Raw genomic sequence first — 14,593 nt, forward strand, 5'->3', positions numbered from 1 at the left:
CGGTTGACAACTGACTAACTAATGAGCGGTTCCGTTATTGTAAAAACAGTTCTCGCAGATAATGCGGCACGGCATCGTCGGCATTAAGCCCGATCACGTCCAGCTCCGGGTGCAGATCCTTCAGGCGCTGATGCGCATTACCCATAATGCAGCCTTTTCCCGCCATCGATAGCATTTCGGCGTCGTTCATGCCGTCACCAAAGGCGATACAGTCTTTCAGGCTGAAGCCCATCGCTTTTGCCACCGCTTCCAGCGCATGGCCTTTTGATACGCCACCCGCCATCACTTCCAGACAGGTCAGCGTGGAGAAACTGACGTTCACACGATCACCCCAACGGGCGTTAATAGCCTGCTCCAGCGGCAGCAGGATTTCGTGAGAGTCGGTGGTGAAAAACACTTTACTGACGCCTTCCGGCTCCAGCAGCGCAGGTTCAAACAGTGAGTAGTTAAACACCGCTTCTTTAAAGAAACGCATTTCATCCGGGCGATGGCGGTTCATAAACCACTCATCGTCGCGATACACGTTGGTCACGATATCCGGGTTCGCATTCACCACACCAAACAGATCGCTGGCAATGTCGCGATCCAGGTTATGCGAGAACACAAGATTCCCGTCAGTATCATGTACGCGCGCACCGTTGGAGGTGATCATGTAGGACTTAATGCCGAGATTGTCGCGAATTTGCCCTACATCAATATGATGACGGCCGGTCGCAAACACAAAATTCACACCACGAGCCGTCAGCAGTTTCAGCGTCTCTTTGGCATACGGGGACAGGGTATGGTCGGGGGAAAGCAGCGTACCGTCTAAATCAGATGCAACTACCTGATACATAAAAAATTAAACCTCTAAGCAAAGCGGTGTCCGCTGGATGAGTTATGCCTGTCGAAAAATTCAACAATGGCGTTGAGCGCGACTGAGCGCATTGCGTCCTTTTCAAAAAGGATCTCATGGTAGGCGCCTTTTATGACCAGCGGTTGACCTCCTTCTACAGGATGGCCCGCTGCAGCGCGGAGTTCACAAAAACGATAGTGCATGCGGTTATCCACCACACGCTCTTCTTCAGCCTGAATAAGCAACGTCGGGGTCGCATCATCTCCGGCCCCGGCCAACACCTGCTCACCCGCCAGAATGCCTTCACGCACCCAATGATAGGTCGGGCCGCCTACGCGCAACTGCGGATCATCAGCATAGAAGCGCAGATTACGCCGATAGCGCTGTCGGCTATGGGTGAGCGCATTCATCCCAAACGGCAACGCCCGCCAGCGACCGGTCCCCATGGCATAGCCTTCGCGAATGCGCGGATACCCTTCAGCCCAGTCAAGAATATGGCGCACCATCCAGTCAGGAAAGCGCATCACGATCCCGAACATCGGGGCGCTGAGGGCAATAGCATCACACTGATTAGGGTGGCGCTGCAGGAACAGCGTGGCAATAGCGCCTCCCATGGAATGCGCCAGTATATAGCGTTTTCTCCATGGACCTGGCTGCACTTCCTGCTGCCAGAAGGCGGTCAAATCGTCGACATAGTCATTAAAGTTATCCACATGGCCACGGTGCGGATCCGAGAGCATCCGCCCGGAACGCCCCTGGCCACGATGGTCGATAATGAGGACGTCAAAACCAGAATAAAACAGGTCATACGCCAGTTCAGCGTATTTTACGTAGCTTTCTATGCGCCCGGGACAAACGACGATGACGCGATCGTTTTTTTCTGCACGAAAGCGAACAAAGCGTACGGGAACATTATCTACGCCAGTGAATTCCGCTTCCTCCCGCTGACGCCAGAAATCTGTCAGTGGCCCCATGGAAAAAGCGGCAAACGCGTTTTCTCTTGTTTCCCAGTCTTTTTGCTGCTGAAACATCGGGTATCCAGCCTCGTTGACCAAGTAAAATCGTTTTTTTTGCCGAGCCTGTTACAACGCATCGGCAGTAGCGTATTGTGGCATAAAAATAGACAAGTCGGGAGTTTCTCATGACCTTTGAATGGTGGTTCGCCTACCTGCTGACGTCCATTGTTTTGAGCTTGTCGCCAGGTTCAGGGGCGATCAACACCATGACAACCGCCATCAGCCATGGTTATCGGGGAGCAGCGGCGTCGATTGCCGGTTTGCAGACCGGGCTTGGCATTCATATCGTGCTGGTCGGTGTTGGGCTAGGAACGCTATTCTCACGGTCAGTGATCGCCTTTGAGGTACTAAAGTGGGCGGGGGCAGCCTATCTTATCTGGTTGGGCATTCAGCAATGGCGCGCGGCGGGAGCCATCGACCTGAACACCATCGCCAATACGCAATCACGCAGTCGCCTGTTCAAGCGCGCCGTCTTCGTCAACCTGACCAACCCAAAGAGCATTGTATTTCTCGCCGCCCTGTTCCCGCAGTTCATCATGCCGCAGGAGCCGCAGTTGATGCAGTACGTGGTGCTGGGCGTGACCACCATCGTGGTCGATATTATTGTGATGATCGGTTATGCGACGCTGGCTACCCGCATTGCGGGCTGGATTAAAGGGCCAAAGCAAATGAAGGCGCTGAACAAAGTGTTTGGTTCGCTGTTTATGCTGATAGGTGCCCTGCTGGCGTCAGCACGGCATGCCTGAGATCAGTGCCGGATGACGCTACCGCTTATCCGGCCTACTGGTAAGTTAACGCGAAATAATCAGATGAATGCCGAAGCCCGCGAATAACGCGCCGGCAAAGCCGTCAATCCACTTCGCCAGACGCTGATAGCCACGACGCATTTTCGGCAGCGCAAACAGGCTGGCGACCACGGTAAACCACGCCAGCGTCTCGACGATAATCAGCGCGAAAATACCCCAACGGGCAGCGGTACCGACGTTGTCGCCGACAAACAGCGAAAAGACGGAGCCAAAATAGATAATGGCTTTGGGATTCGCCAGGTTGGTCAGCAGACCTTTTAAAAAACTGCGTCCGCTCTGCGCCAGCTCAACCTGCGGCGCGGGTGCCGCAACGTCCTGTTTTTTAAACGCGCCGCGCAGCATCTGATACCCCATCCAGCACAGATACAGACCACCGCCGACCATAATAATAGTGTGCAGCCAGGCCATTTTTTCGATGATCAGATGCAGACCGAGCAGTGCCACGCCCGCCCAGACCATGACGCCGCAGGTAATACCCAGCACACCCATCATCGCCTCTTTGCGCGAGCGGCTAACGGCCGTTTGCGAAACAAAGAAAAAATCGGGGCCAGGACTCATCAGCGCTACGATGTGTACCAACGCAACAGTAAAAAATAGCGTTAACATAAAAATGACTCGCGGGGAAATAGTTCAGAGAGTCACCATCCTGGCACTTTTTTGCCTGGCTGACTACTCTTCGTCGTCACCATCAACATGTGCGCGGATAAGTGCCATAAACTCTTTGCCAAAACGCTCAAGTTTACGCATTCCCACGCCGTTGACGCTCAGCATTTCGCTCGGTGACACCGGCATTTGCTCGGCCATTTCAATCAGCGTGGCGTCGTTAAAGACCACATACGGCGGGATATTCTCTTCATCGGCAATGGCTTTACGCAGCTTACGCAGTTTGGCAAACAGCTTACGATCGTAGTTACCGCCAAAGGATTTCTGCATTGCGCGTGGTTTAAGCGCCACAATACGCGGCACGGCAAGCTGTAGCGGCACAACGCCGCGCAGTACCGGACGCGCAGCTTCGGTTAACTGCAACGCGGAGTGGTGGGCAATATTCTGCGTCACCAGTCCGAGGTGAATCAGCTGGCGAATGACGCTCACCCAATGTTCGTGGCTCTGTTCACGACCAATACCGTAGACCGGCAGCTTGTCATGCGCCATCTCACGAATGCGCTGGTTATTCGCCCCGCGCAGAACCTCGACGACATAGCCCATACCAAAACGTTGGTTAACGCGGTAGATCGTCGACAGCGCTTTACGCGCATCCATTAAGCCGTCGTACTGTTTTGGCGGATCGAGACAAATATCGCAGTTGCCGCACGGCTCCTGACGCCCTTCGCCAAAATAGTTCAACAGCACCAGACGGCGACAGGTTTGCGCCTCGGCAAAGGCCCCCATCGCATTGAGCTTGTGACGCTCGATATCCAGCAGCTGTCCGGCGGGTTTCTCTTCGAGACAACGGCGGAGCCACGCCATATCGGCCGGATCGTAAAACAGCATCGCTTCTGCGGGCAGGCCATCACGCCCGGCACGCCCGGTTTCCTGATAGTAGGACTCGATATTACGCGGGATATCAAAATGCACCACGAAGCGCACGTTGGGTTTGTTAATTCCCATGCCAAACGCCACGGTCGCGACAACGATTTGCAGGTCGTCGCGCTGGAATTTCTCCTGCACGTCGGCGCGCACGTTGTTGTCCAACCCGGCATGATAGGCTCCGGCGCTGATCCCACGGCTTTGCAGACGCGCCGCGGTGTCTTCAACCTTCGCGCGGCTGTTACAGTAAATAATGCCGGACTTTCCGCGTTGTTCCTGCACGTAGCGCATCAGCTGATCGAGCGGCTTAAACTTCTCCATTAGCATGTAGCGGATATTGGGACGGTCAAAGCTGCTGATCTGAATGAGGGGATCGTTAAGCCCGAGCAGACGCACAATATCCAGCCGGGTGGTGTCATCAGCGGTGGCCGTGAGCGCCACAAACGGCAGTGCAGGGAAACGCTGACGCAGCTGACCCAGCGCGGCATATTCCGGGCGGAAATCATGCCCCCACTGGGAAATACAGTGCGCTTCATCTACCGCCAGCAGTACCGGGTTCCAGTGCGCCAGATTATCAAGGAAGTTATCCAGCATCAGGCGCTCGGGCGCAATGTACAGCAGGCGGATTTGCCCGCTACGGCAGCCTGCCATCACCTCTTGCTGCTGTTCACGGCTCTGGGTGGAGTTCAGACACGCCGCCGCTACACCGTTTGCCAGCAGCTGATCGACCTGGTCTTTCATCAGGGAAATCAGCGGCGAGACAACAACGGTGAGGCCGTTCAGCAATAATGCGGGAATTTGATAACACAGGGATTTACCACCACCGGTTGGCATAACGACCAGGCAGTCGCGGCCAGAGAGCACGGTGTCGATGATTTCTTCCTGACCAGGGCGAAACTGTTGGTAGCCAAAGGTTTCCTGCAAAACCTGTTTAGCGCCCATTTCCAGATTCAACACTTCCGCCTGCGCCACATTAACCCCGTTAACCTTAAATAAAAACAGGCGCTATTTTCAGCGCCTGAGAGAGAAACTGCAATGATTAAAATACTCTCAATGCCGATCAGAAGATATCGTTGAGCATTACGCCCACGCCAACGCGCGTCTGATTAAAGTTATAGTCAATCAGCGACTCGCCATAACCACTGTAGACCTGGGTATAAAGACGAACATGTTTGGTGATGGGGTAGCTGACACCCAACTCAGCGCCGCCGTAGCCGGTATTCCAGTTGTACTGACCTTTCGCGCTTAACACGGCGTCACCGAGGTGGTAACCCAGTTTGAGCTGATAGTAGCCCATATATTTAGTGATATCAGGGTTATCGTCAGTGCTGCCGATGACGTACCACGGCTTCACTTCTACCAGCCAGTTACCGTTTTCTGCCATCAGGCGGGTATACAGGCGGTTCCAGCTGCGCGAGGTCGGTTCGGAACGACCGTTAGAGTCGTGGTTATATCCCATTTCTACATCACGTAGCGTCCAGCCGGCAACGCGATAATCGGTGGCGAAACCGAGGAACAGTTGTGGTTCGTAGTTAGTTTCGCGAAACGGTGCCGATTCTTCGCTATTAGAAAGCTGCCACCAGGATTTCTGGGTATAGGAACCACCAAGCACGGAGTTCGGGCCTAAAATCCCGCGCCACAGCGGAAACGCCAGGCTCAGCTGAAACTTCACCTCATCTTTACGCGCATTTTCAGACCAGCTATAGCTGCTGATGGCCTCTTTATTCATGTCGCTGGTATTGGTGTAGATGAGGTAGTTGGTGTCATAAGGGTAAAGCGTGAAAGGATTGTCATGCTCTTGCAGCATGTTGGCAATAATACTGCCGCGCACAGCGGGTGCATCATGAATCTCTTTCACTGTCGCTTCCTGCGCATACACGGTCAACGGCAGCATAACTGCTGGTAGTAACCATCCCAGAATCGCCCGCATCGGTCATGTTCTCCTGAACTAAAATATTGATGAATTGTAAGATTTTATTGATAGCATTTTACATACTTAGTGCGCTCTTCGTTAGTTATCCCGTCCCAAAGTAGAAAACAACAATTAAGAAGCATAATATCAACACCTCATTAACTATCGAGAGTTAGGGATTGTATGTCTGCCGTACTGACTGCTGAGCAAGCACTGAAATTAGTGGGCGAAATGTTTGTCTACCATATGCCGTTTAACCGGGCGCTGGGGCTGGAGCTGGAACGTTACGAAAAAGAGTTTGCCCAACTGGCCTTTAATAACCAACCGATGATGGTCGGCAACTGGGCGCAAAGCATCCTGCATGGTGGCGTGATTGCCTCAGCATTGGACGTAGCAGCTGGACTGGTGTGCGTGGGCAGTACGCTGACCCGTCATGAAACCATCAGCGAGGACGAGCTGCGCCAGCGGATGTCGCGCATGGGAACCATCGATCTCCGCGTCGATTATCTGCGCCCAGGCAGGGGGAATCGCTTCACAGCTACCAGCAGTTTGCTGCGGGCAGGCAATAAAGTTGCCGTTGCACGCGTGGAGCTGCATAACGAAGAGCAGCTTTATATCGCCAGCGCCACCGCAACGTATATGGTGGGGTAAGCGCCTGAAACAAGGTAAACTGCCGTTACATTTCTGAAATGAGTTTTCCCGATGGATGCTAAGCAAACGCGGCAGGGCGTATTACTCGCTCTTGCTGCCTATTTTATTTGGGGCATTGCACCCGCATATTTCAAGTTGATTTACTACGTCCCCGCAGACGAGATCCTGACGCACCGTGTGATTTGGTCATTTTTCTTTATGGTGGTGCTGATGAGCATCAGCCGCCAATGGTCAGGGATCAAAACGCTGCTGCAAACGCCAAAGAAGGTTTTCCTGCTGGCGCTTTCCGCGGTGCTCATCGGCGGAAACTGGCTGCTATTCATTTGGGCGGTCAACAACCACCATATGCTGGAAGCCAGCCTCGGCTACTTTATTAACCCCCTGGTGAATATTGTATTGGGCATGATTTTCCTCGGTGAGCGCTTTCGCCGCATGCAGTGGCTGGCCGTGCTGCTCGCCGCCTGCGGCGTGCTGGTACAGTTGTGGACGTTTGGATCACTGCCAATCATTGCGCTGGGACTGGCCTTCAGCTTTGCTTTTTATGGCCTGGTGCGTAAGAAGATCGCCGTCGAGGCGCAAACCGGCATGCTGATCGAAACCTTGTGGCTGTTACCAATTGCGGCAATCTATCTGTTTGGTATTGCCGACAGACCAACCAGCCATATGGGACAGAACCCCATGTCGCTCAATCTGTTGCTGATTGCAGCAGGGGTCGTGACCACCATTCCACTACTGTGCTTTACCGGTGCAGCGACCCGTCTGCGTCTGTCCACGCTGGGCTTTTTCCAGTATATCGGGCCGACGCTGATGTTCCTGCTGGCGGTAACATTCTACGGCGAAGTACCGGGCGCAGATAAGATGGTGACGTTCGCCTTTATCTGGGTCGCGCTGGCGATATTCGTGATGGATGCGATTTATACCCTACGCAGAACGCGAAGGGGGCTGTGATTGCGCCTGATGGCACTGATTTTGTAGGCCGGATAAGACGGTTACGTCGCCATCCGGCATCTTTCTGCCTGATGGCGCTGCGCTTATCAGGCCTACGGGAGCGTTAATAATTCTCTGCTACAGCCAGTTCTTGCGCTTAAAGTACAAATACGGCGCCAGGCCCGCGAGCATCATAAAGACAATCGCTCCGGGATAACCGAAGCTCCAGTGCAGTTCCGGCATGAACTCAAAGTTCATGCCGTAGCTGGATGCCACCAGCGTCGGCGGCAGGAACACGACGGAAACCACCGAGAAGATCTTGATGATGCGGTTCTGTTCGATGTTGATAAAGCCCATCGCCGCCTGCATCAGGAAGTTAACCTTCTGGAACAGGGATTCATTGTGCGGCAGCAGGGATTCGATATCGCGCAGGATCTCGCGCGCCTGCTCCAGCTGACCGCCCGGCAGTCGCGCCTTACGCACCAGGAAGTTTAATGCGCGCTGGGTATCCATCAGACACAGACGAACTTTCCAGCCGATATCTTCCAGTTCCGCCAGCGTGGAGAGCGCTTCGTCATATTCATCGCCCTGACGCCCTTCCATAATCACGCGGCTGAGTTTTTCCAGATCGCTGTAGATATTCTCTATTTCATCCGCCAGCTGTTCAATTTTCGTTTCGAACAGATCGAGTAGCAACTCGTAAGCGTTGCCGTCGACCATTGACTGGCTGCGCGCACGCATACGGTACAGGCGAAACGCCGGCAGTTCGCGCTCGCGCAGGGTAAACAGACGACCTTCGCGAATGGTGAATGCCACGGTTGAGTTGCCCGCATGATCGTCGGCATCTTCATAGAAGAAGAAGGAGTGGATGTGCAGGCCGTCTTCGTCTTCAAAAAAACGTGCGGATGCTTCGATGTCTTCCAGTTCAGGGCGCGTAGCCAGGTTCTGGCCCAAGTCCTTTTGCACACGGTTTCGTTCATCGTCATCCGGCTCGACTAAATCGACCCAAACCGAACTGGCGAGATGATCAATTTCATCCGCCTCAAGACGTATTAAACGATTGTTTTCCAGTTGAAATGCGCTCAGCATGACCGGGACTCCCAATGCAAAAAATTATCGGACAGTTCGGTGGGCACACAGAAACAAATTGGGTTTCAGACCATTAAACAGCCTGACTCGGCGCGACGAGAAAAAACAGAAGGTCGCTGACAACCGCGAAGGCTATCAGCAAAAAGGGATAGCCTTAGGAGTTGATCCTGGATGACAGGATAATGAGCCAGTATCTACTGGGTGTGTCCAAGGCGAATGTCCTCTTAGCGTAATCGTGCGCGCATGTTACGCCAGCAAAATTTTGACGTCAACACGCAACAGATGGCGAAAAAGTAATAATTTCCCCTCATGCTGCAAGGTTAGCAGAACGGGGGGATTTATCTATGATTTCAGAATATTAACCGAAAGATTGCCGGATGGTGGCTTCGCCTTATCCGGCCTACAAATCATAATATTAAGCGACATGCATGCCTGATAAGCGTAGCGCCATCAGGCGATCAAACGGTTTCTAGTCTGGCGTAGGCGGCAACCAGCCATTTGATCCCCTGCCCCTGGAACGCGACCTGCAAACGACTGTGTTCACCGCTACCTTCCAGGTTGACGATGGTGCCCTCGCCAAATTTGGCGTGACGCACACGCTGACCGAGCTTATAGCCGGTGTCGTTCTCCGCCATCGGCGTACCCATCCGTTGATGACTTACCGGACGGCTGACCGTGGCGCGCAGGCGAACCTCTTCCACGCAGGTCTCTGGTAATTCACCAATAAACCGGGATGGACGGTGGTAAACCTCTTTGCCGTACAGGCGACGCGTTTCGGCGTAGGTCAACGTCAGTTTCTGCATCGCACGGGTAACACCCACATAGGCCAGGCGGCGTTCCTCTTCGAGGCGCCCGCCTTCATCGAGTGACATCTGGCTGGGGAACATGCCCTCTTCCATTCCGACGATAAACACCTGCGGGAACTCCAGACCTTTGGCCGAGTGCAAGGTCATTAGCTGGACCGCATCCTGCCAGGTATCCGCCTGCCCTTCGCCCGCTTCCAGCGCTGCGTGGGAGAGGAACGCCTGTAGCGGCATCAAGTCTTCGTCTTCTTCGTTGTAGCTGAACTGGCGCGTTGCCGTCACCAGTTCCTCTAAGTTTTCGATACGCGTCTGGCCCTTCTCACCTTTTTCCTGCTCGTACATCATGCGCAGGCCGGAGTCTTTTATTACCCGGTCGGTCTGCACGTGCAGCGGCATATCGGCGGTTTCCTGCGCCAGTGCGTCGATAAGTTCCATAAAGCGCTGTAGTGCACTGGCGGCACGCCCGGCCAGGGCTTTTTCCTGCAGCAGTTCACGACACGCCTGCCACATTGTCAGCTGGCGGTCGCGCGAGGTCTGCCGCACCACGTCCAGCGTACGATCGCCGATACCGCGCGTGGGGGTATTCACCACACGCTCGAACGCGGCGTCGTCGTTACGATTAGCTATCAGACGCAGGTAAGAGAGCGCGTCTTTGATTTCCTGACGCTCGAAGAAGCGCATTCCACCGTAAATACGGTACGGCATACTAGCCTGCAACAGCGCTTCTTCCAGCACGCGCGACTGGGCGTTGCTGCGATAAAGAATGGCGCACTGTGTCAACTGACCGCCATTGTCCTGCCAGGCTTTGATGCGGTTAACCACAAAACGCGCTTCATCGAGTTCGTTGAACGCGCAATAGAGTGAGATCGGCTCACCGTCGACGCCCTCGGTCCACAGCTTTTTGCCCAAACGCCCGTTATTGTTTTCAATCAGGGCGTTAGCCGCGCTAAGGATATTATTGGTCGAGCGGTAGTTCTGCTCCAGACGAATAGTTTCGGCACCGGGGAAGTCGTTGAGGAAGCGCTGGATGTTTTCCACCTGCGCCCCGCGCCAACCGTAGATTGACTGATCATCATCGCCGACGATCATCACCTTGCCGGTGTCACCCGCCAGCAGGCGGATCCAGGCGTACTGGATATTGTTCGTATCCTGGAATTCGTCCACCAGGATGTTGGTAAAACGTTCGCGGTAGTGCTGCAGAATGTGCGGTTTGTTGAGCCACAGTTCATGCGCGCGCAGCAGCAGCTCGGCGAAATCCACCAGCCCGGCGCGATCGCACGCTTCCTGGTAGGCCTGGTAAACCTTCTGCCAGGTTTGCTCGACCGGATTGCCGTAGCTCTGCAAATGGTGCGGGCGCAGCCCTTCGTCTTTCTGGCTGTTGATAAACCACATTGCCTGGCGCGCTGGCCACTGCTTCTCATCGAGGTTCATCGCTTTGATCAGACGCTTCAGCAGGCGCAGCTGGTCTTCGCTGTCGAGGATCTGGAAATCCTGCGGCAGGTTGGCATCCATATGGTGCGCACGCAGCAGGCGGTGTGCCAGTCCGTGGAAGGTACCGACCCACATACCACCCTGGCTGGTTCCCATGATCTGACCAATACGGTGGCGCATTTCTGCCGCCGCTTTGTTGGTAAAGGTCACGGCCATAATCGAGTATGGCGAGTTGTTTTCAACCGTCAGTAACCAGGCGATGCGGTGTACCAGCACGCGCGTTTTACCACTCCCCGCGCCTGCCAGAACCAGCATGTTGCTGCGTGGCGCAGCCACAGCCTGGCGCTGTTCGTCATTGAGGCTATCGAGCAGGTAAGAAACGTCCATTGGCACCGCCGGAATCAACAGGGCCCAGCCGGACCCCTGGGAATTTATACAGAGTTGTTGATGATTATATCAGCGAGGTCAGAGATGCCAACTGTGAAATTTCGATATGCGGCAGTAAACGGCTGTCAGCGGTTTGCATCAGGTCGGCATTTTCCGGCTTGATCCAGCAGGCCTGCATGCCACAGCGGATGGCCCCGGCGACATCTGTCGTCAGGTCGTCACCGACGTGCAGGATCTCACCCATGGACATATTCAGTTTTTCCGCCGCCAGCAAATACATGTCGCTGAACGGTTTTGATCGCCCATCGGGGCCGGCACGCAGCACAAACTCAAAATATTCGCCCAGACCAAACAGCTCCGGCTGCGCGTTACCGTTGGTGATCGCCACCAGCGGCCACTTGCGGGCCAGTACCTTCAACGTGTCATGCGTAGATTGCGGGACGTCGATGCGGCTGCGCCATTTGGCGAAGTTCATCATCGCCGCGTTCGCCCCCATTTTCGCCTCTGCCGCCGACAGGCCAGCCTCCAGCATAGCGCGCTCTACGGCACGATGACGCCATTGGGTGACGTCATGGTAAATATCCGGCTCGGCGTCGCGCACAGCCTGGCGCAGGCGCTGCAGGTCGGTATTTTGTAAGGAGCTCAACGCCGGGTGATAATTTTGCACAAACGCGAGCGCTTCCTGCTCGGTGCGCGTGATAACGGGACGGTTATCGTAAAGGGTGTCATCAAGGTCAAAGGTGAGCGCAGAAATACGCCCCAAAGGCCGGTAAAAACGCATTATTTCCCCCGTTTGGCGCGCGGATGCGCCGCATCGTACACTGAAGCCAGGTGTTGAAAATCAAGATGGGTATAGATTTGCGTGGTAGAGAGGTTGGCGTGTCCCAACAGCTCTTGTACCCCGCGCAGGTCGCCGCTCGACTCCAGCATATGCGTCGCAAACGAGTGGCGCAGTTTATGGGGATGCACATGGCTATTCAGCCCCTGCTTGATACCCCATTCGGCAAAACGTTTCTGCACGTTACGCGCGGAGATACGTTTGCCCAGTTTTGACAGAAAAAGCGCGTCTTCGTCACTGCCGAAAAGCCCGCGCAGATCCAGCCAGTGTTCAATCCAAGCCACCGCATTGCGGCCAATTGGCAGGCGGCGCTCTTTGCTGCCTTTACCCATCACCCACACTTCGCCGGTGTCGAGATCGAGATGTTTAATATCCAGGCCAACCAGTTCCGACAAACGCAGTCCCGCGCCGTACATCACCTCCAGCATAGCCCGGTCGCGCACGGCGAGGGGATCGTTGAGATCGATATCCAGCAGTCGGTTAACGTCATCCACATCAATATTTTTCGGCAGATGCCGCGGTGCCTTCGGCGCAGAAATACCTTTTGCCGGGTTGGCTTTCAGCTCACCCTGATTCACCAGCCAGTCGAAGAAACTGCGTAAGGCGGAGAGGCGCAATGCCAGGCTCGCCGGTCCCAGACCGTTGCGGCGACTGCGCACAGCAACGCTGCGCACCCTTGCAGCATCACATTGTTGCCAGCTTTGCAGGCCGGTTTCTTCGGCTATCGCGATGATGGCATCCAGCTGACGCCGATAATTGAGTAACGTGATGGGACTAAGCTGACGCTCCACGCCCAGATAGCGTAAGAAGCGTGCAACGTCCTGAGAAAGCGGTGAGTCGGTCATACGCGTTCAATCCAGCGCTCCAGCAGTTCCGGCAACATCAGCGAGATTTCCTGCAATAGCTGCGTGCCTTGCCCTTGCTGGTAATGATTAACATCACGGCTGCTGAACAGCATGACGCCAAGGGAACCATCTTGCCCCAACATCGACATGGCTACCGAACCAATCGCTTTCGCCTCCGGCATCATCACCAGCAGTTCCGGGCCATTGAGCGGACCCAGATAGTGCTGTGACTGCCCGAGACGCTGAATACGCAGCGGCTCGAAGGCCTGACGACTTAATGCCAGATGGGTAAACTTTGAAGGGGCGCCAAGCCGCCAGCGATCCGGGAACAGACGAACCGTCGCGCCAGCCAGCCCCAGCTCACGTGCCCAGCGATGAAATCGCATCAGCATATCGTCGAGGCTGCTGGCCGCCGCCAGCCGTCCTTGCAGATTTAACAGGCGATAAAACAGACTTTCGTTGGCGTTAGCCTGTTCCATCAATAGCGTCATGTTCTCTTCAAGCACGTTGATGTGATTACGCGCTCGAGCCATATGCCATTCAACTAAAGAGATCGTACCCCGCACCGGGTGCGGGACGCGCATCGCTTCAACCGCTTGCGCATTACGGATAAAAAACTCAGGGTGACGTTGTAGATATTCGACGACCGCCCGATCGTCAAGTTCCATGAGCGTTTCCTGTAGTTCTTCCCCTGGTTGCTTCATAGATGAATAAATCCGTCGTAGACATGTGCCGCCGGGCCAGTCATATACAACGGATGACCCGGGCCTTTCCAGGCGATATCAAGGCGACCGCCCGGTAGTTCCACGCGCACTTCTTCTGCCAGCAGGCCCTGCTGAATACCGACAGCGACAGCAGCGCACGCTCCGCTGCCGCAGGCCTGCGTTTCACCCGCCCCACGTTCATAGACGCGCAGCCGGATGTGCTCGCGTTTCACCACTTGCATAAATCCAATATTGGCGCGCTCAGGAAAGCGTTCATGGCTTTCCAGAACCGGTCCCAGCGTTTCCACCGTGGCCGTATCCACATCATCAACCTGAATGACGCAGTGTGGATTCCCCATTGATACCACGCCGCACAATACTGTCTGCTCGGCCGCCCGCATAATATAGGTCTTCTCTGCTTTATTGGCGCGAAAAGGCACTTGCGAGGGTTCAAAATTGGGCTCGCCCATATTGACCCGCACCAGCTCATCGTCCGTCACAGTTAATACCATGCGGCCATTCGCCGTACTGACGCGGATATCACGTTTATTGGTCAGCCCTTTCAGGCGTACAAAACGCGCAAAACAACGGGCACCGTTACCGCACTGCGACACTTCGCTACCGTCAGCATTAAAGATACGGTAATGGAAATCCAGCTCCGGATCATACGGAGGCTCAACCACCAGCAGCTGATCAAATCCCACACCAAGATGCCTGTCGGCCAGGCGGCGGATCAGCTCAGGTGAAAAAAAGACATTCTGCGTTACCGCGTCGACGACCATAAAATCGTTGCCAAGGCCATGCATTTTAGAGAATTGCATC

The 14,593-nt window shown here is 54.8% G+C and carries 15 protein-coding genes; 3 read left to right on the forward strand and 12 right to left on the reverse strand.

The genetic code is table 11. The features are described from left to right. Window positions 1–34: 34 nt before the first annotated feature. Together yigL and pldB are read right to left on the reverse strand one after the other, a co-directional pair. Complete coding sequence (yigL, locus tag IB214_RS23525; RefSeq protein ID WP_096758916.1) at window positions 35–835, reverse strand: sugar/pyridoxal phosphate phosphatase YigL; 801 nt, start codon at window positions 833–835, stop codon at window positions 35–37. A 14-nt stretch (window positions 836–849) separates the two neighbouring features. Continuing rightward, window positions 850–1,866 (reverse strand): lysophospholipase L2, encoded by a 1,017-nt coding sequence (pldB, locus tag IB214_RS23530; protein ID WP_096758917.1) that lies wholly within the window; start codon window positions 1,864–1,866, stop codon window positions 850–852. A gap of 110 nt (window positions 1,867–1,976) precedes the next feature. On the opposite strand from pldB, the gene rhtB reads away from it, so the two are divergent. Next, a complete protein-coding gene (gene rhtB, locus IB214_RS23535) occupies window positions 1,977–2,597 on the forward strand; it encodes a homoserine/homoserine lactone efflux protein (protein WP_096758918.1) in 621 nt (206 codons plus the stop codon). A 45-nt stretch (window positions 2,598–2,642) separates the two neighbouring features. Here the strand turns inward: rhtB and rhtC are convergent, their stop codons facing one another. From rhtC to pldA, 3 genes are all read right to left on the reverse strand, one after another. Beyond that, window positions 2,643–3,263: a threonine export protein RhtC gene (gene rhtC, locus IB214_RS23540; protein WP_096758919.1), complete on the reverse strand. Its 621-nt coding sequence runs from the start codon at window positions 3,261–3,263 to the stop codon at window positions 2,643–2,645. Between the two features lie 63 nt (window positions 3,264–3,326). Further along, window positions 3,327–5,156 (reverse strand): ATP-dependent DNA helicase RecQ, encoded by a 1,830-nt coding sequence (gene recQ / locus IB214_RS23545; protein ID WP_115259840.1) that lies wholly within the window; start codon window positions 5,154–5,156, stop codon window positions 3,327–3,329. A gap of 88 nt (window positions 5,157–5,244) precedes the next feature. After that, window positions 5,245–6,114 (reverse strand): phospholipase A, encoded by an 870-nt coding sequence (gene pldA / locus IB214_RS23550; RefSeq protein ID WP_096758921.1) that lies wholly within the window; start codon window positions 6,112–6,114, stop codon window positions 5,245–5,247. A 165-nt stretch (window positions 6,115–6,279) separates the two neighbouring features. Here pldA and yigI point away from each other — a divergent pair, with 165 nt between their 5' ends. Further along, a complete protein-coding gene (gene yigI, locus IB214_RS23555) occupies window positions 6,280–6,747 on the forward strand; it encodes an acyl-CoA thioesterase YigI (protein ID WP_005133301.1) in 468 nt (155 codons plus the stop codon). 51 nt (window positions 6,748–6,798) lie between these two features. After that, window positions 6,799–7,695: an EamA family transporter RarD gene (rarD, locus tag IB214_RS23560; RefSeq protein ID WP_117343797.1), complete on the forward strand. Its 897-nt coding sequence runs from the start codon at window positions 6,799–6,801 to the stop codon at window positions 7,693–7,695. 117 nt (window positions 7,696–7,812) lie between these two features. On the opposite strand, the gene corA is transcribed toward rarD, so the two are convergent. The 7 genes from corA to dapF form a co-directional block, all read right to left on the reverse strand. Further along, the gene (gene corA, locus IB214_RS23565; protein ID WP_096758923.1) at window positions 7,813–8,763 is read right to left on the reverse strand and encodes a magnesium/cobalt transporter CorA; all 951 of its coding nucleotides are present in this window, start codon (window positions 8,761–8,763) and stop codon (window positions 7,813–7,815) included. A 154-nt stretch (window positions 8,764–8,917) separates the two neighbouring features. Continuing rightward, the gene (gene ysgD, locus IB214_RS23570) at window positions 8,918–8,974 is read right to left on the reverse strand and encodes a YsgD/CorL family protein (protein ID WP_212723238.1); all 57 of its coding nucleotides are present in this window, start codon (window positions 8,972–8,974) and stop codon (window positions 8,918–8,920) included. A gap of 247 nt (window positions 8,975–9,221) precedes the next feature. Next, a complete protein-coding gene (gene uvrD, locus IB214_RS23575) occupies window positions 9,222–11,384 on the reverse strand; it encodes a DNA helicase II (RefSeq protein WP_096758924.1) in 2,163 nt (720 codons plus the stop codon). Window positions 11,385–11,448: 64 nt separating this feature from the next. Continuing rightward, entirely contained in the window at window positions 11,449–12,165 is a 717-nt protein-coding gene (yigB, locus tag IB214_RS23580; protein ID WP_117343796.1) for a 5-amino-6-(5-phospho-D-ribitylamino)uracil phosphatase YigB, read from the reverse strand. Continuing rightward, window positions 12,165–13,067, reverse strand: a complete 903-nt coding sequence (xerC, locus tag IB214_RS23585; RefSeq protein ID WP_115259842.1) for a tyrosine recombinase XerC — start codon at window positions 13,065–13,067, stop codon at window positions 12,165–12,167. Before xerC ends, yigB begins: the two co-directional genes overlap by 1 nt. Further along, complete coding sequence (locus tag IB214_RS23590) at window positions 13,064–13,771, reverse strand: DUF484 domain-containing protein (RefSeq protein ID WP_115259843.1); 708 nt, start codon at window positions 13,769–13,771, stop codon at window positions 13,064–13,066. Before IB214_RS23590 ends, xerC begins: the two co-directional genes overlap by 4 nt. Next, a complete protein-coding gene (gene dapF, locus IB214_RS23595) occupies window positions 13,768–14,592 on the reverse strand; it encodes a diaminopimelate epimerase (RefSeq protein WP_003017933.1) in 825 nt (274 codons plus the stop codon). The genes IB214_RS23590 and dapF overlap by 4 nt, the downstream gene beginning before the upstream one ends. Window position 14,593 lies beyond the last annotated feature (1 nt).

Source organism: Citrobacter sp. C1 (assembly GCF_014596895.2).
GTDB classification, from domain to species: domain Bacteria; phylum Pseudomonadota; class Gammaproteobacteria; order Enterobacterales; family Enterobacteriaceae; genus Citrobacter; species Citrobacter gillenii.